The following is a 23219-nucleotide window of genomic DNA, read 5'->3' as shown; positions in this document are numbered from 1 at the left end:
GTTACAAAATGAATTCACTTAAATCTTTGTTTTTGACAATGTTGCCTAGTTTTTGTTCGACATACTGAGGTGTAATGACTACTTCATCTAGCGTAATATCCGGAGCTTCAAACAATAAATCTTCAAGCAGCTTTTCCATGATCGTATGAAGGCGTCTTGCTCCAATATTATCGGTTGTCTGATTCACTTCAAAGGCGACTTCGGCAATCTTACGAATAGCATCGTCAGAAAATTCAAGATTTATACCTTCCGTCGCAAGAAGCGCCTTATATTGTTTAATAAGAGCATTATTAGGCTCCACTAATATTTTTACGAAATCATCAACCGAAAGTTTCGTTAATTCGACACGAATCGGAAACCGCCCCTGCAACTCCGGAATTAAATCGGACGGTTTTGCCATATGAAATGCCCCGGCTGCGATAAACAATATATGATCTGTCTTCACAGGGCCGTATTTCGTCATAACGGTGGAGCCTTCGACAATCGGCAAAATGTCGCGTTGCACGCCTTCCCTCGATACATCCGCTGAAGAAGCAGCTTGCCCGCTGCGCGCAATTTTATCGATTTCATCGATAAAAATGATACCGGATTGTTCGGCAAGACGTATTGCTTCCTGCGTTACTTCATCCATGTCAATTAACTTTTGTGCTTCTTCATTCGTAAGCACTTTACGCGCTTCGCTTACTTTCAATTTTCGTTTTTTGCGGCGCTTCGGAATGAGGCTGCTTAGTGCGTCCTGCATGTTCATTCCCATTTGCTCGATGCCGGCCCCTTGCAAAAAGTCAAAAAACATCGGCTGTTGCTCTTCTACTTCGATTGTCACCATTTCATCTTCCAGCTGACCGTTCGCCAGCTGCCAAGCGACTTGTCTCCGTTTTTGTTCGATGTGATCGTCTTCGTATGTTTGAGTTGGGTCTTGCTGCGTCGTTTGCCCTCCACCGAATAGCAATTCAAGAGGGTTTTTCATCGTTTGTTTTTGTTTTCCCGGCACTAAAAGCTCAACAAGCCGTTTATTCGCTTGCTGTTCAGCGCGATCTTTCACTTCGTTCATTTTCCGTTCTTTTACTAATCGAACGGACGTTTCCACAAGATCGCGCACCATCGATTCGACATCGCGGCCGACATATCCAACTTCCGTAAACTTTGTTGCCTCCACTTTGACAAACGGAGCGCCAACCAACTTCGCCAACCGTCTGGCGATTTCCGTTTTTCCGACCCCTGTCGGACCGATCATTAAAATATTTTTCGGGACAACTTCATCCCGTAATTTTTCATCAAGCAAACTGCGGCGATAACGATTTCTTAGCGCAATCGCAACTGCTTTTTTCGCTTCCTTTTGCCCAACGATAAATTGATCAAGCTTTTCGACAATTTGCCGAGGCGTTAATGCTTCTGACACCGCTGTCCCTCCTCTCTTTTTATAGTTCTTCCACAATAATATGGTCATTCGTATACACACAAATATTTGCGGCTATTTCTAGCGCCGCTTTGGCAATCTCTTTGGCCGATAGCTGATCTCCTGCGTATTGTTTTAATGCACGTCCTGCCGCTAGCGCGTAATTTCCGCCAGAACCGATCGCTAATATTCCGTCATCCGGTTCAATGACTTCACCAGTTCCTGATACGAGAAGCAAATGGCGTTCATCCATCACGATTAGCATTGCCTCTAAGCGCCGCAATACTTTATCGCTGCGCCATTCTTTTGCTAATTCCACAGCGGCGCGCGGCAAGTTCCCATTAAATTCTTCTAGCTTTCCTTCGAACATCTCAAATAATGTAAACGCATCTGCGACCGATCCGGCAAATCCTGCTAACACTTTTCCTTGAAATAATCTCCGTACTTTTTTCGCTGTATGTTTCATCACCACTGCATTGCCAAACGTTACTTGACCGTCTCCTGCCATCGCAGCCTTTCCATTATGATGAATCGCAAAAATCGTCGTCGCGTGGAACTGTTCCATCGCTATCCATCCTCCTTTTTGCTCGCGGCAGAGTTATGCTCGCGGATGCGTATGTAAATAAATATGGCGCAGCCGGTCTTTCGTTACATGGGTATACACTTGTGTTGATGAAAGATGCGCATGTCCAAGCAATTCTTGAACTGTACGCATATCGGCCCCTTCATTTAATAAATGAGTCGCAAACGTATGTCTCAGCACGTGTGGGCTAATATTTTGAGTAAGCGCCGCTTTTTTTACTATTTCATCCAAAATATAACGCACTCCCCGAGGTGTTAACGGATTGCCGCGGGCGTTGACAAACAAATAAGCATGAGCGCTTTTTGCTTTTTGCAAAAGCTCACGCCGTCCATGATGAATGTAACGCTCCAATGCTTCTTTGGCAAAACGGCCAAACGGGACATAGCGCTGTTTATTTCCTTTACCATGAATCAAAATAGTTGAAACAGAAAAGTCGATATCAGAAAGTTGAATGTGACAACATTCACTAACACGGACGCCCGTCGCGTAGAGAAGCTCAAGAATCGCTTGATTGCGTTGGCCGATCGCTGTATTAACATCATTGACATAAAAAAGTTTTTCTAATTCCTGCTCATATAAAAAATTAGGAATTTTTTGTTCTTTTTTCGGAAGTGCAGCGAGCGCAAACGGATTTTCTTTTACCTTTTTTTCCCGCAGCAAAAACTTATAGAAGCTTCGCAAACTAGAAATTTTCCGTGAAATGGAACGGCTTGACTGTTTTTGTTCATACAGCTTCGTCAAATAGAGACGAACATCATTATACGTTACTTCATGCAGATGATGAATCCCTTGTTCATTCATAAACTCGAAAAACTGCTCTACATCTCGTTGGTAACACACAATAGTATATTGTGAATAATTTTTCTCGACTTGTAAATATTCTATGAACAATTTTAACGCAATTTTCGAATTTTCCATTTTTCACACCTCACAAAGGCTACTAAATATTAACATATATTAATAGCCCTTGCAATCTTTTTTAATAAAATTCTGAATTGTATCCAATGCCCGTTGCGCGTATCGTTCATTGCGGCGCTGTTTATCTTTGATTTTTTCTTCTAGAGGTGCAAACAAACCGAAATTAGCATTCATCGGCTGAAAATGATTTGGATTCGTTGACGTAATGTAATGCGCCATGCTGCCAATTGCTGTTTCACGCGGAAAAACAACAAGTTCTTGCCCTAATACAAGCCGTGCTGCGTTAATTCCTGCGACAAGCCCCGATGCTGCTGATTCCACATACCCTTCGACACCGGTCATTTGTCCAGCAAAAAATAAATCGTCACGTTCTTTATATTGATACGTTGGCCGCAATAATTTTGGCGAGTTGATAAACGTATTGCGATGCATCACGCCATAGCGGACAATTTCTGCATTTTCTAGCCCCGGAATAAGGCGAATTACTTCTTTTTGCGGGCCCCATTTCAAATGTGTCTGGAATCCGACAATATTGTAAAGCGTACCTGCCGCATCATCTTGCCGAAGCTGAACAACAGCGTATGGACGCTTTCCGGTACGCGGGTCTTCCAAACCAACCGGTTTCATCGGCCCAAATAGAAGCGTCTTTTTCCCTCGCCGCGCCATTACTTCAATCGGCATGCAGCCTTCAAAATAAATTTCTTTTTCAAACTCTTTTAATGGAACCGTTTCTGCGGAAATGAGCGCTTCGTAAAAGCGGTCGAATTCTTCTTCTGTCATCGGGCAGTTGATATACGCAGCTTCGCCTTTATCATAACGTGATTTGACATATGCTTTATCCATATTAATGCTTTCTTTTTCGATGATTGGAGCAGCGGCATCGTAAAAATATAAATATTCTTCTCCCGTTAGCTCTTTTAGCCGTTCGGATAATGCTTTAGACGTTAATGGCCCTGTTGCGATAATCGTTGGGCCAGACGGAATTTCTGTCACTTCTTCACGAATAACGGTCACATTCGGATGCCCTTGGACAAGATTGGTTACACGCGCGGCAAACTCATGCCGGTCTACAGCAAGCGCACTTCCCGCCGGAACAGAGCATTCATCTGCTGCCTTCATAATGACAGAATTCAAGCGGCGCATTTCTTCTTTTAATACGCCGACTGCATTTGTTAATGAATTAGCACGCAACGAGTTGCTGCAAACAAGTTCCGCAAATTTATCTGTATGGTGAGCAGGCGTTTGCTTCACCGGTCTCATTTCGTAAAGGCGGACATGGATGCCGCGGTTGGCAAGCTGCCATGCCGCCTCACTGCCTGCCAAACCTGCGCCAATGACATTTACCGTTCGTTCGTTCACCATATATTCCTCCTTTATTTGTCAAGATTGTGGTGCTTCTTCGTAATCACATGCCGTACATTGCACTTGCACGCCTTTTTTCAGTTTCTTTTCCACTAGCAAGCCGCCGCATTTCGGGCAAGGGCGGGCAAGCGGTTTATCCCACGAGACGAAATCGCATTGTGGAAAACGGTCGCAGCCATAAAAAATCCGCTTTTTCTTACTGCTGCGCTCCACAATATTTCCTTCGCGGCATTTCGGACATTTTACCCCGATTTCCTTAACGATCGGCTTTGTATTGCGGCATTCCGGGAAATTGGAGCAGGCGACAAATTTGCCGAATCGCCCCATTTTATATACCATTGGGCTTCCGCACACTTCGCAGTCGACTCCCGCCGGCTCGTCTTTAATCTCGACTTCTTTCATTTCCTTTTCCGCGGTTTGCAGCCGCTTTTCAAATTCCTGGTAAAATTCGTCGACCACTTTCACCCATTCTACTTTTCCTTCCTCGATTTCATCCAAATTTTTCTCCATTTTCGCTGTAAACTCCACGTCAATGATTTCTGGGAAAAACTCTAACATTAGTTCTAACACGATTTCTCCAAGTTCTGTTGGAACAAAACGTTTATTTTCTAGCACGACATAGTTTCGTTTTTGAATCGTATCAAGCGTCGGCGCGTACGTAGACGGCCGGCCGATGCCAAGCTCTTCTAGCGTTTTCACAAGCCGCGCTTCCGTATAGCGAGGAGGCGGCTGAGTAAAATGCTGCTTTGGTTCAATATCTTTGCTGAAAACAGTTTCCCCTTCCTGCAAATCCGGAAGAAGGCGATCTTGTTCATCCGTTTGGTCATCCGTTCCCTCTACATATACTTTCATAAAACCAGGAAATTTTACTTTCGAGCCGCTTGCCCGAAAGATCACCCCTTCATTTTCAAGTTCAATGCTCATCGTATCTAACAGTGCGGCTGCCATTTGGCTTGCGATAAAACGTTCCCAAATTAACTTATACAACCGAAATTGATCGCGGGTTAAATATGGCTTTACCTTTTCCGGCTCGCGAAATGCAGATGTCGGACGAATCGCTTCATGCGCATCTTGCGCATTGGCATTTTTCTTTTCTTTTCGCTTTTCTTGTGCGACAAATTCTTTTCCAAACGTCGCTTCTATATAAGATAGTGCCTCTTGCCGTGCGCTTTCTGATACTCTTGTCGAGTCTGTACGCATATAGGTAATTAAGCCGACCGTTCCTTCACTGCCAAGATCGATTCCTTCATATAGCTGCTGGGCGATCATCATCGTTTTCTTCGTTCGAAAATTAAGCTTGCGCGCTGCTTCTTGCTGCAAGGAAGACGTCGTAAACGGCGGCACTGGATTTCGTTTCCGCTCCTTTTTTGCCACCGATGTCACCGTAAAGTGGTTGCCGTTTATGCGTTGTAAAATCGCGGCAACGTCTGCTTCCTTTTTTAATTCAAGCTTTTGCCCATCCACTCCGTAAAAAGAAGCAGTAAACGTTTCATTTCCTTTTACAAATTCGGCTTGAATCGTCCAATACTCTTCCGGCTGAAATTGTTTAATTTCTTTTTCGCGGTCGATGATCAAACGCAGCGCTACAGATTGAACACGCCCCGCGCTCAATCCTTTCTTCACCTTTTTCCAAAGAAGCGGGCTAATGTTGTATCCAACCAGCCGGTCCAACACTCGGCGCGCTTGCTGCGCGTCAACAAGATTCATATTGATCGGACGTGGATGTTGAAATGACTCTTTAACCGCATCCTTCGTAATCTCGTTAAATACAACGCGGCAGTCGGAATGAATATCAAGGTCGAGCATATTGGCTAAATGCCAAGCAATCGCTTCCCCTTCGCGGTCCGGGTCCGCGGCAAGAAACACTTTTTTTGCTTTTTTCGCTGCTGTTTTTAATTCTTTAATGATTGGCCCTTTACCGCGAATCGTAATATACTTTGGCTCATAGCCGTTATTTATATCAACGCCCATTTGGCTTTTTGGCAGATCGCGAACATGTCCCATCGAAGCTTTTACTTTATATTTTTTTCCTAAATATCGTTCGATCGTCTTCGCTTTCGCTGGCGATTCCACGATGACAAGATAGTCTGACATCAAACTTCCTCCCCTAACGAGGTAAATTTAAAATCTTCATTATTATTAATGATTCTTATGATATTTGTCAAACAAGATATGAAAAATTCTTGCATTGCTTTTATCGAATGTAGGAAAATTCCTCGAATATATCGGTTGCCGAATGAACTAATTTTGCTCCTTGCTGTATTAACATGTTTGGCCCTTTTGATTGTTCCAAAAAAATTGGACCAGGAACGGCAAACACCTCTCTTCCTTGCTCTAGCGCTAATAGAGCAGTAATTAATGAGCCGCTTCTCTCTTTCGCTTGTACGACGATCGTTCCAAGCGATATTCCGCTGATAATCCGATTGCGCAGCGGAAAATGCCATTTTTGCGGCCGCACATGCGGCGGATGTTCCGATAAAATAAGGTGTCCGCCCATTAATTGGTCTGCTAGTCTTTTATTTTGTCTTGGATATATATGTTCAAATCCTCCTGCGATGATCGCGATTGTATGTCCACCGTTTTCAATTGTCATTTCGTGCGCTAACGTATCGATTCCTACCGCGAGACCGCTTACGATTACCCAATCGTTCGCCACCAGCGGCGGAACTAGTTGCCGCAACGATTGTATCCCTTCTTTTGTCGGCTGTCTCGTCCCAACAATACTAATCATTTTAAATGACGACAAAAGGCGAATATTCCCTTTTGCATATAGCACCCATGGGGGCTTGTATATATGTTTTAACAAAGGTGGATAGTCTGAGTCAAAAATTGTGATGACGTGGATATTTTTGTCCTTATATGTTTTTATCATACTTTCAATATGAGGGGAATGTAAATCTTGGAAAAATTGTGTATATTGTTGGGAGGATAAAGGAATACGCGTTCGCAATGCAGAAGATGGAAGGGTAAATACAGAGGAAAAGGTCGGATCGATTTCCAATAAGCGATGGATCGTTTTCCAGCCTGCCCCGCGGCAGTGGTGAAGATGAATAAGGCGCTCACGAACGGATGAATACATCGTATCTTCCTTTCTATCCCTTTGTCTGTTTTTGCACGGTTCCGATCATGAATCTGCCATAACGATGATAGAATTCGCCAATACCCAATAAAAATCGTCCCGCCTGAAAAACGATGCGGGACGATGTATTTTAATGAGTTTTACATTTTTCGTAAAGGCCTTGTTCCTTCAAAACGGAAATTAATGTTTCGCCAATTACTGCAGGTGTTTCTGCCACTTTAATGCCGCATTCGTTCATTTTCTTAATTTTTTCTGCTGCCGTTCCTTTACCGCCGGAAATAATTGCGCCAGCATGTCCCATCCGTTTTCCTGGAGGCGCTGTTTGGCCGCCGATAAAGCCGACGACCGGTTTTTTCATGTTCGCTTTTACCCATTCTGCCGCTTCTTCTTCCGCGGTGCCGCCGATTTCCCCAATCATAATAACGGCATACGTTTCTTCATCTTCGTTAAACGCTTTTAATACATCAATGAAGTTTGTGCCATTGACCGGATCGCCGCCGATTCCGACCGCTGTCGATTGGCCGATGCCCGCTTGCGTCAATTGATGAACCGCTTCGTACGTTAAAGTACCAGAGCGGGAAACAATGCCGACATGGCCTTTTTTATGAATGTAGCCTGGCATAATGCCGATTTTACATTCTTCCGGCGTAATGACGCCAGGGCAGTTTGGTCCGATGAGACGAGTTTTCTTGCCTTCCATGTAGCGTTTTACTTTCACCATATCAAGGACAGGAATACCTTCCGTAATACAAACGACAAGGTCTAATTCTGCATCGACCGCTTCCATAATCGCGTCTGCGGCAAATGCTGGCGGAACGTAAATGACAGAAGCGTTTGCTCCTGTTTTTTCTACCGCTTCGGAAACAGTATCAAACACTGGTACTCCTTCGACTTCTGTACCACCTTTTCCTGGCGTGACACCGCCTACAATTTTTGTTCCGTACTCGAGCATTTGTTTTGTATGGAATAATCCTTGTGAACCCGTAATCCCTTGTACGATCACTTTTGTATCTTTATTAATAAAAATGCTCACGTTTCTCCCTCACTTTCTTAACGTACTAGCTCCACGATTTTTTGTGCGCCGTCTGCCATCGAATCAGCAGCGGTAATGTTTAGACCCGATTCTTGCAAAATCTTTTTCCCTAGTTCGACATTTGTTCCTTCGAGACGGACAACAAGCGGAAGATTAAGGCCGACTTGTTTTGTCGCCTCGACAATGCCGCTAGCGATCACGTCGCATTTCATGATGCCGCCGAAAATATTGACGAAAATGCCTTTGACGTTCGGGTCGGAAAGAATAATTTTAAACGCTTCCGTTACTTTTTCCGCGGTTGCGCCGCCGCCGACATCCAAGAAGTTTGCTGGTTCGCCGCCGTAATATTTGATGATATCCATCGTTGCCATTGCAAGGCCGGCGCCGTTGACCATGCAGCCGATATTACCGTCAAGGGCGATATAGTTTAAATCATATTTGGATGCTTCAACTTCTTTCGGATCTTCCTCATCTAAATCGCGGTATTCTAAAATGTCTTTATGGCGATATAAAGCGTTCGAGTCAAAGTTTAATTTCGCATCAAGCGCCATTACTTTGCCGTCGCCAGTGACAACAAGCGGGTTGATTTCCGCGATCGAGCAGTCTTTGTCAACAAACACTTGATAAAGCCCCATCATAAACTTGACTGCCTGATTGACAAGCTCTTTTGGAATGTTGATGTTAAACGCTAAACGACGTGCTTGAAACGCTTGTAATCCCACCGCTGGGTCGATATATTCTTTAAAAATTTTCTCTGGTGTTTTTGCTGCTACTTCTTCGATTTCGGTACCGCCTTCTTCTGAACCCATCAACACAACGCGAGAAGTTGCGCGATCCACAACGAGACCAATGTAATATTCTTTCTTAATGTCGCAGCCTTCTTCAATAAGTAAGCGTTTTACTTCTTTTCCTTCCGGACCTGTTTGATGAGTAACAAGCACTTTTCCTAGCAGTTCGCTCGCATATGTACGAACTTCATCTAAACTTTTTGCTACTTTTACCCCTCCGGCTTTTCCGCGCCCGCCGGCATGAATTTGCGCTTTTACAACGCAAACAGGGCTTCCTAATTCTTTCGCCGCCTCTACCGCTTCCTCAACAGTGAACGCTACGCGGCCGTTTGGTACGCTAACGCCATAATTTCTGAGGATTTCTTTTGCTTGATATTCATGGATATTCATGCGCCAACCTCCTATGTATAAAACTAAAAAGTTCTAGCGCTTTCATTTTATAATGATACTTTCTATATTGTCCACCTTTTCGACACAAAATTAAAAAATTTCAAAAGGGAAAACCCTTTCAATCCTTTGATACAAGGGGATCTATTCTTTTTTTACATGTTTGTCTAAACGATAAATAAACGCAAACAATTCAGCAACAAGATAGTACAAATCTTCAGGGATTGTTTCGTTTATTTCCAGTTCACTCAATAATTGGACGAGAGACGGATCTTCTTGTATAGGGATCCCGTGTTGTTTTGCGGCATCGATGATCGCTTCCGCTACATGCCCTCTTCCTTTGGCAACCACTACCGGAGCTTCATGTACATTCGAATCATAGGAAAGGGCCACCGCTTGTTTTTCTTTGTTTTTCATATACGGTAATCCACCCCGTTATAACGTTGTTGAAATACGATATCAATGGGCATTTTCTTTTGTTTAGATGTTTCGATTTTCAAAGCGGATAACGTATATCCATGCGCCTCTAGCCGTTCTTTCAGCATAGGTTGAAACTCATTGGCAATGCGGAGTAAATGGGGATGATCATTGAAAATGGAAATGTGAACAATACGTTGTTGCACGCGCACGTCGACAACCGTTTCTTTTAATTTGTCCAAAAGTAAGCAAAAAACGATATGACAATAGTCTGGGTCGATTTTCCCATCTTTTTGTCTTTTTCCTTGCCAATGAATCGCTACATCCGTCCGTTGTTCTCCAATCTGAATCGGAATTTGCATAAATACATGTTGCAACGGTCCTTCGCCTTGGGATAATAGTTGCTGACCAGTAATATGATAAAGAAGCGTCTGTAACGTTTCTTTCAATACCGGTTCATGCGCGTTTTCTAACGCCTGCAAAAGAAGGGATTTTAAAGACGTTAGCGTCGTCATGGCAAGCGTTTTTGTTTCCAGCGCTCGGCGTATATTTGCTTCATACTGAAGCCCAAGCTTCTGAAACGACTCTTTTAATAGATGAAAAATCGATAAAGCAATATCATCATCCGATCTTGTTAAAATAGCAGAAAAAAGCTGTTGTTCCTCATTGGAGAGAAAACCGTTCTCATAGGATTCATAAAGCGTTTGAAAATGTTTAAGAAATTGCTGTTCTTCAAATCCTGGAAATAACAGCTGTAAATGCTGCTGTATTTCTTGGAAGTCGCCATTCCTAATGGCAGTTTGGAATTTTTTTAATTGATTAGAATCTATGTTGTGTAACGGTAAACCTAACTTGTTCAATAATTGTTGCGCAATCTTTTGTTCAGGTTGTTGTAATGATTGAAGTAATTTGGCAAGAACCTCATAGGCGTTTTTAAAATTGTTTGTAATGTGTTGCAAATAGCGATGCAACGCTTGCAATGAATCTTTTTGCTGTTCCGTTGGCAAAGACGCCAGCAGTTTTTCCGTATATTGCAGCTGCTGAAAAAGCGGGGGATTGGTTTTTACCGCAAGCAATGAAAAGAAAACATCTTTCGTCACCGGAAAACGACGGGCAAACATATAGCGAAGCGTTTCCCATCCTTGTTCCTTATCTTCTAATTGCTCTGTCCATTGAACGATTTTACTCATTTCTTCTTTCGCAACCGGTATTTTTTCTTGTAATACAAAGCGAAGAAAAGAATGCGCATCACGCGGTAATTTCCATTTTTGAATAAGATGCTGCGCCGCTTCATCGATGTTGAAAGAGAGCCCTCTCTCTTCACCTATTATTTTCCAATATATATTGTCATTTTCGGCTTTTACTTCGAATAAATAATAATTTCCCGCTTGTAAAGAAGCGCGTAATCTTGCAGTTACCATTTCATCCCCGACGCGCACATGAGCGATCTTTTCAGCTTCTCCTTGTATGCTCTCAATTTTTCCATAGACAACTTGTCCATGGCGAAAGCGGCCGTGCGTTGCATCGCTAGCTGGAAAAACCGGCAATGCTTTGTCGATGCGTTTGATCATATTCCTTTCCTTCTTTCTTCATTTCTATCATTTCTTTAATTGGAGAAAAAGAACGACGGTGTTCATCAATGGTACCGTATACGCGAATCGCTTCTAAATGCTGGGCAGTGCCATATCCCATATTTTTTTCAAATCCATATTGTGGATATTGCTTTGCGAGCTGTTTCATAAAATGGTCGCGCGTCACTTTTGCAATGATGGAACTAGCCGCAATCGAAACGCTATTTGCATCGCCTTTTACAATGCTTTGTTGCGGTGTTGATATAGGCAGTGTCATTGCATCAATTAATAAATAATCCGGTTTCGGTGAAAGCTGTTCGACCGCTTTGATCATCGCTTTTTTTGTTGCTTCATAGATGTTCATTTCATCAATTTCCGCAGCTGTGACGACGCCAATGCCAATCGAAATCGCACAGGATTGAATCATATGAAATAACATTTCCCGCTTTGCTTCCGATAGCTTTTTCGAGTCATTTAATCCCGGAATGTACGCATCTTTCGGCAGCATGACGGCCGCGGCAACAACTGGACCAGCAAGCGGCCCTCGTCCCGCTTCATCGATGCCGGCTATATACTCGATTCCTTGTTCAAACAACTGCCGCTCATAGCGCGACATTTCCTGCCATTGTCTTTTTGCTTGTTCTTCTTGTTTTTTCTGTTTATACCAGCGAGCAACGAGCTTTTGTACGCTTTTTCGCTCATCTTGAACAATCTCTTTAAACAAGGGAGCATTCTCATCATCGATTTGCTGTAATAGAGCTTGTATTTCTTTTACAGTATATTTATTCATTTCTCCTGTCCCTCTCTTCTTTCTCTATACATTTTATCGGCATTGCAATAAAAAAATAAAGCCCGATTCATTTAGCGGGCTTTTATGGAGTTTCAAAACTCAATCTTCCTAATTTTTCCGTACGAATATCGTGAAGCACAATTTCGGATACTTTATCATAGTCAACGGCACCCCCGCTGACAAGACAGCCGCGCCGTTTGCCAATTGCATCAAACAATGCCACAATTTCTCCAGGAATATCATCAAGAGAATACCGCTCTTTTAATCGTTCTGGATAATGCTGTTTTAAAAAATTTAACGCATATACAGCAACATCTTGCAAATTTAAAATCGTATCTTTAATGGCCCCGGTTGTGGCAAGCTTCAGACCAACTTCCTCATCCTCAAATTTCGGCCATAAAATACCTGGTGTATCAAGAAGCTCCATTTCTTTGCCGACTTTAATCCATTGCTGCGCTTTCGTGACCCCCGGTTTATCCCCTGTTTTTGCAATATTCCTTCCAGCAAGACGATTAATTAGCGTAGATTTTCCAACATTCGGAATTCCAACAATGAGCGCGCGCATCGGTCGAGGATTTTTTATTCCTTTCGCCGCCATTTTCGCAAATTTGTCTTTCAACATTTCCTTTGCTGCCGATACAATTTGCCTAATTCCTGTGCCTGTTTGCGCATCGATCGCCAACGCATGCAACTGCTGCCGTTCGAAATAGGCAATCCATTGCTCCGTCACCGTCTCATCAGCCATATCCGCTTTATTTAGTAAAACGATACGCGGCTTGTTGCCGAGAATTTCATGAATCATCGGATTTCTCGATGACAGCGGAATGCGGGCATCGAGCAATTCGAACACGATATCGATTAGTTTCAGTTTTTCTTGCACTTCCCGTTTTGCCTTCGCCATATGGCCTGGAAACCATTGAATCGTCATATGCATCACCCATTTATCGCGTTATTTCACAATCCGTGCGTCAGACAACGGCCAATAGACGATGCTGGCCTTGCCAACAATTTTGTCCATTGGGATAAACCCAATATGGCGGCTATCTTTGCTAAAACGGCGGTTATCGCCCATCACAAACAGATGGCCTTCCGGTACTGTCTTCCGGCCGGTACGTTCCTCTAAAGTAAACGGTTCGGTCCATGGACCATCGACCACTTGTTTTTTATATTCGGCCAAGTACGGTTCGTCGTACGGTTTGCCGTTTATATATAACGTGTCGTTTTTATATTCAATATGGTCGCCCGGCAAACCGATCACCCGCTTAATATAGTCTTTTCCCTCTTCGGCATGAAAAACAACAATGTCAAAACGATGAGGCGTACCGATTTTATAAGAGAGCTTATTGACAATCATACGGTCATGATTGTGCAGGGTTGGCATCATTGACTGGCCGTCGACAATAATCGGCGCGAAAATAAAATAACGAATGCCGCCCGCGAGCAAAACGGCAATCACAATCGCTTTTAACCATTCCCGCAGTTCGCTTCTTTTCTTTTCCATCATTCTCCCACCTAAACGATTTTTTATCTATTATGACACAATTACGGGTAGTGAAAAAAGGAGCTTGCCATCAAGCTCCTTTTTCTCCATTCATAATGTTCATTATCGAACGATTTCTTTAATGCGTGCTGCTTTACCACGAAGTTGACGTAAATAATACAATTTCGCACGGCGTACTTTACCGCGGCGAACAACTTCTAACTTCGCGATTTTCGGTGTATGCACTGGGAAAGTACGCTCTACACCAACACCGTAAGATACTTTGCGGACGGTGAATGTTTCGCTAATACCAGCACCGCGGCGTTTAATTACAACGCCTTCAAACACTTGGATACGTTCACGGTTTCCTTCGATGACTTTCACATGAACGCGCACCGTGTCACCAGGACGGAAATCTGGTAAATCTGTCCGCAATTGCTCTTTCGTAATTTCTTGGATTAAATGATGCATCATTTTCCACTCCTTCCAACAGATGTTCATGACAATGCTTATCCATCATTGCAGCGGAACATCGTTTTCCTCACTTAAGCAAATCACTTAAGTCACACAAAAAATATACTAGCATAAACTTGCATCATGCGCAATAGTTACCGCTCTTCTTTTTTCCACTCTTCGATCCATCGTTTTTGCTTTTCTGTTAATGGATAATTTTCTAGTAAATCCGGTCGGCGCAAAAACGTTCGTTTTAACGATTGTTTTTCACGCCATTCTTCGATGAGGCGATGATTTCCCGACAAAAGTACTTCTGGAACTTTCATGCCGCGGAAATCGGCAGGACGCGTGTAATGTGGGTGTTCGAGCAAGCCGGAACTAAACGAGTCATGAACAGGAGAAGCTTCGTTGCCAAGCACACCCGGAAGCAGCCGGACAACGCTATCGACGATCACCATTGCTCCTAATTCCCCGCCTGTTAATACATAATCCCCAATTGAGATTTCATCGGTCACTAAATATTCGCGAATTCGTTCATCATAGCCTTCGTAATGGCCGCAAATAAGCACTAAATGGTCCTCTTTCGCCAGTTCTTCCGCTTTTTTTTGCGTGTAGCGTTCACCTTGCGGGCAAAGCAAAATGATGCGTGGATGTTCGGAATACTTTGTCACATAGGCAACTGCGTCAAAAATCGGCTGCGGCTTTAACACCATTCCCGCTCCGCCGCCGTATGGATAATCATCCACTGTTTTATGCTTGTTATCCGCGAAATCGCGAAAATTGATCACATTAAGCGAAACCGCCTTTTTCTCTTGTGCCTTTTTCAAAATCGACTCATTAAAAACTCCAGTAAACATGTTCGGAAATAATGTTAATATATCGATTCTCATCATTCGAGCAGCCCTTCCATTGGGCGAATGGTAATGGTTTTCGTTTCTACATCGACATTTTTTACAACGTCTTCTATATATGGAATAAGCACTTCTTTTCCGTTATCCCGTTTTACCACCCATACATCGTTGGCGCCCGGAGTTAAAATTTCTTTCACGGTTCCGATCGTTTCCCCTTCTTCTGTAACGACCGTACAGCCAATAATTTCATGGAAATAATATTCTCCTTCATCTAACTCGCCAAGCTGGCTCTCCGGCACCTTCAACATCGCCCCTTTAAACTTCTCGACAAGATTAATGTTGTCATATCCTTCAAACGCAAGCAAATCAAATGATTTATGAACACGATGGCTTTTGACGGTTACTGCGACTGGTTCTTTCGATTTCTCCATAAAAATATATAACGTATTTCCTTTTTTATAACGTTCCTCTGGAAAATCAGTGCGGGAAATAACACGTACTTCGCCACGAATCCCATGCGTATTCACAATTTTTCCGACATTAAACCACTTTTCCATTCCATTCACCCCTTCTAGCGAATTTCTTTGACGATTCCATCTTCAATAATAATGGCACGTTTGGAAATGACATTTTCCCACTTGTCACCGACCTCTACGTCAATGAGCGCTTGTACTTCCCGCTCTTTTAATTCGCTTCCTAACGGTAGGATATGTAATTGTTCCAGCTGAAAATCAAGAAGTTTGATCTTTTCCAGCCTTGCATCCATTTCTTTTGCAAAGTGCTGCTTTAGAAGGGAAGAAGAATATTTTCCTGTTTTTTCGAGCCGTTTCTGTTCGAAACGAAGCTGATCACATTCCCGCTTGAGTTGTTGTTTTTGGGCTAAAAATGCCTCACGAAGCGCTTGTTTGCTCTTTTCCGTTACGATTTGCCGCACTTCTATCGTTTGAATAATTTTCATAATGTCACTCCTAACGGAAATAAATATAGAAAAAGGGAGAGGAAAATCACCCTCACCCTTTTTCTTTTACTTGCACGATCACACGTTTTGGCTGCTTTACTGCTGCAGCGTACACGACCGTGCGAATCGCATGAATCGTACGACCTTGCTTTCCAATCACTTTGCCGATATCTTCTTCGTGCACTGACACCTCATAAATGATTGTCCGTTCATCCTCGATGTTTGTCACGAAAACCTCTTCGGGATGATCGACAAGCGCTTGTACGATCGTTTCAATTAATTGTTTCATGTACACCACAGACATTATTTGCCGTATTTTAAGTTATGGAACTTCTCTAAAATGCCTTGTTTGGATAACAGGTTGCGGACCGTATCCGACGGTTTTGCGCCGTTTTGCAGCCATTTAAGCGCAAGTTCCTCATCGATTTTGATTTCTGCTGGTTCTGTAATCGGATTATACGTACCAATTGTTTCGATGAAACGTCCGTCACGCGGAGAACGAGAGTCCGCAACAACGATACGATAGAAAGGTTTTTTCTTCGCACCCATGCGTTTTAAACGAATTCTTACTGCCATGTTATTTTAGCACCTCCGTAAATAGTTCACACAAGATAGTATATTAACAATAATTACGTAGTTTGTAAAGTGTTTTTTCTTAACACATCATTCTCTACATAAACGGGAATTTAAACCCTCTTTTCTTTCCTTTTGGCATATTTGTCATCATTTTCATCATCTTTTTCATTTCTTCAAACTGTTTTAAAAGCCGGTTTACCTCTTGCACGGATGTACCGCTTCCTTTTGCAATCCGCTTTTTCCGGCTTCCATTAATAATTTCCGGATGCATTTTTTCTTCTTTCGTCATCGAGCGAATAATCGCTTCAACGCGGCTAATTTGTTTTTCATCAATTTGTAAGTTGTTCAACCCTTTTATTTTATTCGCACCCGGAAGCATTTTTAAAATTTCATCAAGAGGTCCGAGTTTACGCACTTGCCCAAGCTGCTCTAAGAAATCTTCAAGTGTAAACGTAGCAGTGCGCATTTTTTGTTCGAGCTCTTTGGCTTTTTCTTCATCGACAGCGGCCTGCGCTTTTTCAATAAGTGTAAGCACATCACCCATTCCTAGAATGCGCGAAGCCATGCGCTCCGGATGAAACGGCTCGAGCGCGTCGAGCTTTTCACCCATTCCGACGAATTTAATCGGGGTGTTCGTAACCGCTCGAATCGAAAGCGCCGCCCCGCCGCGCGTGTCGCCGTCAAGCTTCGTTAAAATAACGCCGGTGATGCCAAGCTGTTCATGAAAGCTTTGCGCGACATTTACCGCATCTTGCCCCGTCATCGCGTCGACAACGAGGAAAATTTCATCTGGCTTCGCTACTTCTTTCATTTGCTTTAATTCATCCATCAATGTTTCGTCAATATGGAGACGTCCGGCCGTGTCGATGAGCACATAGTCGTAATGCTCTTCTTTTGCTTTTTCGATGGCTTGCTTGGCAATTTCCACAGGGCTGACTTGATCGCCTAAAGAAAAAACAGGCATATTTAGTTGCTTTCCAAGCGTTTCAAGCTGTTTAATCGCCGCTGGACGATAAATGTCCGCCGCGGCTAACAGTGGTTTGCGATTATATCGTTTCCGCAGCAAGTTCGCTAATTTCCCGGTCGTCGTCGTTTTTCCGGCGCCTTGCAATCCAACCATCATAATGACGGTCGGCGGACGGCTGGCAACCGCAATTTTGCTTTGTTCGCCGCCCATCAGTTCGGTCAGCTCTTCTTTGACGACTTTAATGACTTGCTGTCCCGGCGTTAAGCTTTTTAACACTTCCTGCCCAACCGCGCGTTCGCTGACCCGCTTGACAAAGTCTTTGACAACTTTAAAGTTGACGTCCGCTTCAAGAAGGGCAAGGCGAACTTCACGCATCATTTCCTTAACATCCGCTTCCGTTACTTTTCCTTTGCCGCGGATTTTGTTCATCACGTTTTGCAAACGTTCGGATAATCCTTCAAACGCCATCTGTTTTCACCTCCTTATCATTCTAATTCTTCTAGTTCTTTAATCATATCGAAAAGTTGTTTGTCCTCTCCATATTTTTGTAAAACATAATCTTTTAGTTGGTTCATCAGCTGTTTTCGTTTTTGAAACTTCTGAAAGAGCGATAATTTTTTTTCATATTCTTCTAGCATCGCTTCGGTTCGCTTTATATTATCATAAACAGCCTGACGGCTGACTTCATACTGCTGGGCAATTTCACCGAGGGAGTAATCGTCTAAATAATAGAGCGACATATAGCTGCGCTGTTTTGGCGTCAGCAGCGCTTGATAAAAGTCATACAAATAATTCATTCTCATCGTTTTTTCGAGCATGAAACTCCCTCCTTTTTTGTTAAGTGAAACACCTTTACAGATGTTTAGTGTATCTCCTTTTTTGTTAAGTGAAACACCTTTACAGATGTTTAGTGTATCTTTTTTTATTATACATGTCAAGATTTTATCTTTACAAAAAAGAAGCTGGCTCAAAAAGACCATGAATCATGATGTCTCGAGCCAGCCCCGTCTTTTAGACCTATATGTTACTCATTTGTTTCATCAAATAAATCCGCAAACAAACCATATACATATTGTTCCGGATCAAACGGCTGCAAATCATCCATTTTTTCGCCAAGCCCAACGAATTTCACCGGAATATGAAGCTCATTGCGGATCGCAAGCACGATCCCGCCTTTGGCCGTGCCGTCGAGCTTCGTCAACACGATGCCAGTGACGTTAGTTACTTCTTTAAAAATTTTCGCTTGGCTCATCGCATTTTGTCCGGTTGTCGCATCAAGTACAAGCAGCACTTCATGCGGCGCTCCTGGAATTTCCCGTTCAATGACGCGTTTTACTTTTTCAAGCTCTTTCATTAAATTCACTTTGTTTTGCAAACGTCCAGCTGTATCGCATAAAAGCACATCGACATGGCGCGCTTTTGCCGCTTGGATCGCATCATATATAACGGCCGCTGGGTCTGAACCTGCCGATTGTTTAATGACTTCCGCACCGACGCGCTCCCCCCAGACTTCAAGCTGCTCAATCGCTCCGGCGCGGAACGTATCGCCTGCCGCGAGCATAACCGTCTTTCCTTCTGATTTCAACTTATGGGCAAGCTTGCCGATCGTCGTCGTTTTGCCGACTCCATTGACACCGACAAACAAGATAACGGTTAAGCCATTTTCTTGGATATTTAATTCGGCTTTCGCGTCATCATCGCCGCGGTAAATCTCAACAAGCTTTTCGGAAATGACCGCCTTCATTTCTTTCGGATCTTGAATATTGCGGCGTTTCACTTCCATTTTCAGTTCATCAACCAGCTCCATAACGGTATTCACACCAACATCCGCACTAATCAAAATTTCTTCGAGTTCTTCAAAAAATTCTTCATCGACTTTCCGATAGCGGGCGATTAAATCGTTGACGCGGCCAGCGAATGAATCACGCGTTTTCGAAAGGCCTTGCTTAAACTTTTCCGTAACCGAATCCGCTTGTTTTGTAATTTTTTCTTTTAACTTTTTGAAAAAACTCATATCGACGCCATCCTTTCTACATTATGACTTTACGAGTTGTTTCGAATCTTCTAAACGGACGGAAACGAGTTTCGATACGCCAGATTCCTGCATCGTGACGCCATACAGCACGTCCGCTTCTTCCATCGTTCCTTTTCGATGGGTAATGACAATAAATTGTGTCTGGTCGCTGAATTGTTTTAAATATTGGGCGTAGCGATGCACGTTCGCTTCATCCAGCGCTGCTTCCACCTCATCAAGCACACAAAACGGAACAGGGCGCACCTTTAAAATGGAGAACAATAGAGCAATCGCCGTTAGCGCACGCTCCCCGCCGGAAAGCAAGCTTAAATTCTGTAATTTCTTTCCTGGCGGCTGTGCGACGATTTCGATGCCTGTTTCGAGCAGGTCGTCCGGATTCGTCAGGCGCAAATCAGCGTTTCCTCCGCCGAACAGCTGGCGAAACACGTCGCCGAAGTGGGAACGAATATGTTCAAACGTTGATAAAAATCGTTTTTTCATTTCTTGGTCCATCTCGTCAATGACTTGATGAAGCGTTTCTTTTGCTTGCTGAAGATCCGCTTTTTGTTCTGTTAAAAATTGATAACGCTCTGATACCCGTTCGTATTCATCAATTGCGCCTAAGTTCACCGTTCCGAGCTCATCGATCGCCCGTTTAATAAGCTTTACTCGTTTGCGCGCTTCTTGAACGTCCACCGTTAACGGATACGCTTCTTTTGCCGCCTCAAACGAAAGCATATATTCTTCGCGAAGACGGCTTAACAAATTTTCCAACTCTACATCAAGGCGGTTCATCTTGACTTCTTCGTCTTTTACAATATCTGCAAGCTGTTTATGCTGGCGTTTTTTCTCTTTCCATTCCCGTTCCAAATGCTCGAGCTTCGTCTGATATTGCAAGCGCTGTTCACGGCGGCTGGCGATCAGTTCAATCGTTTTTTGCTTATCTTGTGATTTTTTTTGCCGCATTTTCTCTAATTCTTCTTCTCCAAAATGGCTCGAATTCATCTCTTCGATCAAAGAGGCAAGTTCTTGTTTGGACGCCTGCAGCTGTTTTTCTGTATCTGCTAGCTCGTTATGGAACTGTTCTACTTTTTCTTGAACATTTTTTAGGCGCTGCTGTGTTTCGGCTAGAGCGATTTTTTGTTCCGTCATCGCTGTTTGCAGCGCTTCTTTTGATGTCTGCTCTGTTTGTTTTTGCGCTTGAAGCGTTTCAATCGTCCGATCGATTTCCTTCAATTTTTCTTCTAAGTCGCAAAGCTGTTGTTCAATCACAGCAAGCTTTTCTGTCATCTGTTTTGCTTCTTGTTCATCATTGGCTTTTTCATGGTCGTAGAGAGCAAGACGTTCATTCATATTTTTTTCCTGCAATTGTACTTCGCGCAATTCGCTTTTTACTTCTTGAAGCGCAAAACGCTCCTCCTCTATTTGCTTTCGCAATGCAAGCAATGCCGCTTCCTCTTGATGAATCATTTTCTTCTTCGTTTGTACAAAACGTTCAAGCTGTTCTGTTTTTTGCTCCATTTCATGCAGCTTTGCCGTAATCGTTTCTAATTCACGGTTTCTGCTTAAAAGAGAATTCGCTTTTTTCGCGATTCCGCCGCCAGTCATCGCACCGCCCGGACTAACGACATCTCCATCGAGTGTTACAAGACGGTAACGATAATGAAGCAAGCGCGCTAGTTCATTCGCTCCTTTTAAATCGGTTGTGATAATCACATTTCCAAGCAAATTGGCAATGACCGAACGATAGGCGCTGTCATAATGAATGAGCTCGCTTGCAATTCCGACAAATGACGGATGGTCTTTAATAAGGGCAAGTTGTTCGGAAGAAATTGTTTTCGGCTGCATGACATTCATCGGCAAGAAAGTAGCACGCCCGTAAGCATGCGCTTTTAAGTAATGGATCGCTTTTCGCGCTACTTCCTCATTTTCTACAACGATATGCTGCATCGCGCCGCCGAGAGCGATTTCCATCGCCGTTTCGTAGCGGTCAGGCACTTGAATCAATTCGACGATGGCTCCATGAATGCCCGGAAACTGTGCACGTGCTTTTAATATTTCTTTTACTCCTTGGAAAAAGCCTGCATAGTCTTGCTGCATTTCCTCAAGCATTTCTTTGCGCGATTTCGTTTGTTGCAAATATTGGTATGCTTGATAAAGCATGGATTCTTTCTTTTCCAAATCGGCTTTCATCGCCGCAACTTCGTTTGTTTTTTGCTGCAAGAGCGTTTCCTTTTCTTGCAGCGTTTTTTCCATTTGTTGACGCTTTTGGTCTAGTTTTGCGTATTGCTCTTCGAGATATTTGCGCTCGTCTAAATATTTGCGGTTTTCTTCGGCAAGCGCTATTTGTTTTGCCTGTAATTTTTCTAACAGTGTTTGCAAATGGGAGCGCTCATTTTTTAGCGAAGCTTGTTCATGAACTAGTTCAATATAATCGCTTTTTAACTGCTCGATTTTCTCTTCGACGTTTGCGTCATAGGCTGAAAGAGACGCTTGTTTCTCTTTTAGTTCCGCTTGAATAGTAGAAACGGTCTTCTTTAACTGAGCAAGCTGTTCTTTCTCATGCTTTAACGTTAGCTCGAGGCGTTCCTTTTTTTCGGAAAGAGATGAAATTGTATCTTCGAGCTGCTTTTTATATTGAGCGGCATTTTTCTTTCGCTCTTTTAATACTTCTTTTTTCCCTTCGAGCTTTTCCAATTCTTCGCTCGCAACGAGCAATACTTGCTGCAGGCCGTCAATCGACTCATCAAGCGCCGTAATATGATCGCGAAGCTGTTCGATTTCCGCTTCCTCTTTTTGCAATGTGGAAGATAGCTGTATCTCTTCGTTTTGGTGCTGGGCAAGCAGTTGCTTTAGCGATGTCCATTGCTGATGCAATTGTTCAATATCATGCACCATCAGTGCTACTTCAAATCTTTCGAGTTCATCGCGTTTTTCTAAATAATCTTTCGCGATGGATGCTTGCATTTTCAGCGGCTCTAGTTGTTGTTCTAGTTCATGTAAAATATCGCTGACACGGTGCAAGTTTTCTTGCGTTTCCGCAAGCTTATTTTCCGCTTTTTTCTTGCGGATTTTATACTTTAACACACCGGCTGCCTCTTCAAAAATGGTCCGTCTTTCTTCCGGCTTGCTGCTTAAAATTTCCTCGACGCGACCTTGGCCAATGATGGAAAAGGCTTCTTTTCCTAACCCGGAATCCATCAATAGATCTACAATATCTTTTAAACGACACGGCTGTTTATTAATGAAAAATTCACTTTCTCCCGAGCGGTAAACACGCCGCGTAATGCTGACTTCTTGATAATCGAGCGGCAAAAATTGATCTTCGTTGTCAAGAGTGATCGTCACTTCTGCCACATTCAGCGGTTTCCGGGAATCACTCCCAGCAAAAATAATATCTTCCATTTTCGCACCGCGCAACGACTTTGCTGACTGCTCGCCAAGCACCCAACGAATCGCATCGGTTATATTGCTTTTTCCGCTCCCGTTCGGACCGACAACCGCCGTCACCCCGGGAACAAATTCAATGGATACTCGATCAGCAAATGATTTGAATCCGATAATATCCAACCGTTTGAGGAACATTCATACCCGCC

General features: G+C 43.3%; 23 protein-coding genes. All 23 read right to left on the bottom strand.

Annotated features, from left to right (window positions below):
* Position 1: 1 nt before the first annotated feature.
* Complete coding sequence (gene hslU / locus DCC82_RS07870) at positions 2-1399, bottom strand: ATP-dependent protease ATPase subunit HslU (RefSeq protein ID WP_108430303.1); 1398 nt, start codon at positions 1397-1399, stop codon at positions 2-4.
* Positions 1400-1418: 19 nt separating this feature from the next.
* Positions 1419-1961, bottom strand: coding sequence for an ATP-dependent protease subunit HslV (gene hslV, locus DCC82_RS07865; protein ID WP_015863438.1), 543 nt, complete (start codon positions 1959-1961; stop codon positions 1419-1421).
* Between the two features lie 33 nt (positions 1962-1994).
* Positions 1995-2897, bottom strand: coding sequence for a tyrosine recombinase XerC (gene xerC / locus DCC82_RS07860; RefSeq protein ID WP_015863437.1), 903 nt, complete (start codon positions 2895-2897; stop codon positions 1995-1997).
* 39 nt (positions 2898-2936) lie between these two features.
* Positions 2937-4259 carry an FADH(2)-oxidizing methylenetetrahydrofolate--tRNA-(uracil(54)-C(5))-methyltransferase TrmFO gene (gene trmFO, locus DCC82_RS07855; RefSeq protein ID WP_015863436.1) on the bottom strand — a complete coding sequence of 441 codons (1323 nt, stop codon included), beginning with the start codon at positions 4257-4259 and terminating at the stop codon, positions 2937-2939.
* A gap of 18 nt (positions 4260-4277) precedes the next feature.
* Positions 4278-6353 (bottom strand): type I DNA topoisomerase, encoded by a 2076-nt coding sequence (gene topA, locus DCC82_RS07850; protein WP_015863435.1) that lies wholly within the window; start codon positions 6351-6353, stop codon positions 4278-4280.
* Between the two features lie 100 nt (positions 6354-6453).
* Positions 6454-7338 carry a DNA-processing protein DprA gene (dprA, locus tag DCC82_RS07845; RefSeq protein ID WP_015863434.1) on the bottom strand — a complete coding sequence of 295 codons (885 nt, stop codon included), beginning with the start codon at positions 7336-7338 and terminating at the stop codon, positions 6454-6456.
* A 130-nt stretch (positions 7339-7468) separates the two neighbouring features.
* Positions 7469-8371, bottom strand: coding sequence for a succinate--CoA ligase subunit alpha (gene sucD, locus DCC82_RS07840; RefSeq protein WP_015863433.1), 903 nt, complete (start codon positions 8369-8371; stop codon positions 7469-7471).
* 17 nt (positions 8372-8388) lie between these two features.
* The gene (gene sucC, locus DCC82_RS07835) at positions 8389-9549 is read right to left on the bottom strand and encodes an ADP-forming succinate--CoA ligase subunit beta (protein ID WP_015863432.1); all 1161 of its coding nucleotides are present in this window, start codon (positions 9547-9549) and stop codon (positions 8389-8391) included.
* Between the two features lie 141 nt (positions 9550-9690).
* On the bottom strand, positions 9691-9963 hold the full coding sequence (locus tag DCC82_RS07830) for an EscU/YscU/HrcU family type III secretion system export apparatus switch protein (RefSeq protein WP_097354310.1): 273 nt from the start codon (positions 9961-9963) through the stop codon (positions 9691-9693).
* Positions 9960-11534, bottom strand: a complete 1575-nt coding sequence (locus DCC82_RS07825; protein WP_187252117.1) for a PLC family EF-hand domain-containing protein — start codon at positions 11532-11534, stop codon at positions 9960-9962. The genes DCC82_RS07830 and DCC82_RS07825 overlap by 4 nt, the downstream gene beginning before the upstream one ends.
* Complete coding sequence (locus tag DCC82_RS07820; RefSeq protein ID WP_015863429.1) at positions 11491-12324, bottom strand: ribonuclease HII; 834 nt, start codon at positions 12322-12324, stop codon at positions 11491-11493. The genes DCC82_RS07825 and DCC82_RS07820 overlap by 44 nt, the downstream gene beginning before the upstream one ends.
* Positions 12325-12406: 82 nt before the next feature.
* Positions 12407-13258 carry a ribosome biogenesis GTPase YlqF gene (ylqF, locus tag DCC82_RS07815; RefSeq protein WP_015863428.1) on the bottom strand — a complete coding sequence of 284 codons (852 nt, stop codon included), beginning with the start codon at positions 13256-13258 and terminating at the stop codon, positions 12407-12409.
* Positions 13259-13273: 15 nt separating this feature from the next.
* Positions 13274-13825, bottom strand: coding sequence for a signal peptidase I (gene lepB / locus DCC82_RS07810; protein WP_097354309.1), 552 nt, complete (start codon positions 13823-13825; stop codon positions 13274-13276).
* Between the two features lie 102 nt (positions 13826-13927).
* On the bottom strand, positions 13928-14275 hold the full coding sequence (gene rplS, locus DCC82_RS07805; RefSeq protein ID WP_041269613.1) for a 50S ribosomal protein L19: 348 nt from the start codon (positions 14273-14275) through the stop codon (positions 13928-13930).
* A 137-nt stretch (positions 14276-14412) separates the two neighbouring features.
* The gene (trmD, locus tag DCC82_RS07800) at positions 14413-15147 is read right to left on the bottom strand and encodes a tRNA (guanosine(37)-N1)-methyltransferase TrmD (RefSeq protein WP_162839690.1); all 735 of its coding nucleotides are present in this window, start codon (positions 15145-15147) and stop codon (positions 14413-14415) included.
* The gene (gene rimM, locus DCC82_RS07795; protein WP_015863424.1) at positions 15147-15665 is read right to left on the bottom strand and encodes a ribosome maturation factor RimM; all 519 of its coding nucleotides are present in this window, start codon (positions 15663-15665) and stop codon (positions 15147-15149) included. Before rimM ends, trmD begins: the two co-directional genes overlap by 1 nt.
* Before the next feature lie 14 nt (positions 15666-15679).
* Positions 15680-16066 (bottom strand): YlqD family protein, encoded by a 387-nt coding sequence (locus DCC82_RS07790; RefSeq protein ID WP_015863423.1) that lies wholly within the window; start codon positions 16064-16066, stop codon positions 15680-15682.
* A gap of 52 nt (positions 16067-16118) precedes the next feature.
* Positions 16119-16355, bottom strand: coding sequence for a KH domain-containing protein (locus DCC82_RS07785; RefSeq protein WP_041269849.1), 237 nt, complete (start codon positions 16353-16355; stop codon positions 16119-16121).
* Positions 16356-16369: 14 nt separating this feature from the next.
* Positions 16370-16642: a 30S ribosomal protein S16 gene (gene rpsP / locus DCC82_RS07780; RefSeq protein ID WP_015863421.1), complete on the bottom strand. Its 273-nt coding sequence runs from the start codon at positions 16640-16642 to the stop codon at positions 16370-16372.
* A 94-nt stretch (positions 16643-16736) separates the two neighbouring features.
* On the bottom strand, positions 16737-18077 hold the full coding sequence (ffh, locus tag DCC82_RS07775; RefSeq protein WP_015863420.1) for a signal recognition particle protein: 1341 nt from the start codon (positions 18075-18077) through the stop codon (positions 16737-16739).
* A gap of 17 nt (positions 18078-18094) precedes the next feature.
* Positions 18095-18427, bottom strand: a complete 333-nt coding sequence (locus tag DCC82_RS07770) for a putative DNA-binding protein (protein WP_015863419.1) — start codon at positions 18425-18427, stop codon at positions 18095-18097.
* A 206-nt stretch (positions 18428-18633) separates the two neighbouring features.
* Positions 18634-19623 (bottom strand): signal recognition particle-docking protein FtsY, encoded by a 990-nt coding sequence (ftsY, locus tag DCC82_RS07765; protein ID WP_015863418.1) that lies wholly within the window; start codon positions 19621-19623, stop codon positions 18634-18636.
* Between the two features lie 21 nt (positions 19624-19644).
* Complete coding sequence (smc, locus tag DCC82_RS07760) at positions 19645-23208, bottom strand: chromosome segregation protein SMC (protein ID WP_108430302.1); 3564 nt, start codon at positions 23206-23208, stop codon at positions 19645-19647.
* Between the last annotated feature and the right edge of the window lie 11 nt (positions 23209-23219).

This window comes from Geobacillus sp. LYN3 (assembly GCF_003064505.1).
Taxonomy (GTDB): domain Bacteria; phylum Bacillota; class Bacilli; order Bacillales; family Anoxybacillaceae; genus Parageobacillus_B; species Parageobacillus_B toebii.
Note: the sequence above shows the minus strand (reverse complement) of the source record. Positions and strands in the feature narration are given on the sequence as shown.

Excerpts from the sequence above, each read along its gene's own strand:
- sucC (WP_015863432.1), bottom strand. The coding sequence starts at position 9,549 with ATGAATATCCATGAATATCAAGCAAAAGAAATCCTCAGAAATTATGGC.
- DCC82_RS07770 (WP_015863419.1), bottom strand. The coding sequence starts at position 18,427 with ATGCTCGAAAAAACGATGAGAATGAATTATTTGTATGACTTTTATCAA.
- ftsY (WP_015863418.1), bottom strand. The coding sequence starts at position 19,623 with ATGAGTTTTTTCAAAAAGTTAAAAGAAAAAATTACAAAACAAGCGGAT.
- rimM (WP_015863424.1), bottom strand. The coding sequence starts at position 15,665 with ATGGAAAAGTGGTTTAATGTCGGAAAAATTGTGAATACGCATGGGATT.
- topA (WP_015863435.1), bottom strand. The coding sequence starts at position 6,353 with ATGTCAGACTATCTTGTCATCGTGGAATCGCCAGCGAAAGCGAAGACG.
- dprA (WP_015863434.1), bottom strand. The coding sequence starts at position 7,338 with ATGTATTCATCCGTTCGTGAGCGCCTTATTCATCTTCACCACTGCCGC.
- DCC82_RS07820 (WP_015863429.1), bottom strand. The coding sequence starts at position 12,324 with ATGAATAAATATACTGTAAAAGAAATACAAGCTCTATTACAGCAAATC.
- DCC82_RS07790 (WP_015863423.1), bottom strand. The coding sequence starts at position 16,066 with ATGAAAATTATTCAAACGATAGAAGTGCGGCAAATCGTAACGGAAAAG.
- DCC82_RS07825 (WP_187252117.1), bottom strand. The coding sequence starts at position 11,534 with ATGATCAAACGCATCGACAAAGCATTGCCGGTTTTTCCAGCTAGCGAT.
- trmFO (WP_015863436.1), bottom strand. The coding sequence starts at position 4,259 with ATGGTGAACGAACGAACGGTAAATGTCATTGGCGCAGGTTTGGCAGGC.
- hslV (WP_015863438.1), bottom strand. The coding sequence starts at position 1,961 with ATGGAACAGTTCCACGCGACGACGATTTTTGCGATTCATCATAATGGA.
- lepB (WP_097354309.1), bottom strand. The coding sequence starts at position 13,825 with ATGGAAAAGAAAAGAAGCGAACTGCGGGAATGGTTAAAAGCGATTGTG.
- rplS (WP_041269613.1), bottom strand. The coding sequence starts at position 14,275 with ATGCATCATTTAATCCAAGAAATTACGAAAGAGCAATTGCGGACAGAT.
- ffh (WP_015863420.1), bottom strand. The coding sequence starts at position 18,077 with ATGGCGTTTGAAGGATTATCCGAACGTTTGCAAAACGTGATGAACAAA.
- smc (WP_108430302.1), bottom strand. The coding sequence starts at position 23,208 with ATGTTCCTCAAACGGTTGGATATTATCGGATTCAAATCATTTGCTGAT.
- trmD (WP_162839690.1), bottom strand. The coding sequence starts at position 15,147 with ATGAGAATCGATATATTAACATTATTTCCGAACATGTTTACTGGAGTT.
- xerC (WP_015863437.1), bottom strand. The coding sequence starts at position 2,897 with ATGGAAAATTCGAAAATTGCGTTAAAATTGTTCATAGAATATTTACAA.
- rpsP (WP_015863421.1), bottom strand. The coding sequence starts at position 16,642 with ATGGCAGTAAGAATTCGTTTAAAACGCATGGGTGCGAAGAAAAAACCT.
- DCC82_RS07830 (WP_097354310.1), bottom strand. The coding sequence starts at position 9,963 with ATGAAAAACAAAGAAAAACAAGCGGTGGCCCTTTCCTATGATTCGAAT.
- ylqF (WP_015863428.1), bottom strand. The coding sequence starts at position 13,258 with ATGCATATGACGATTCAATGGTTTCCAGGCCATATGGCGAAGGCAAAA.
- DCC82_RS07785 (WP_041269849.1), bottom strand. The coding sequence starts at position 16,355 with ATGAAACAATTAATTGAAACGATCGTACAAGCGCTTGTCGATCATCCC.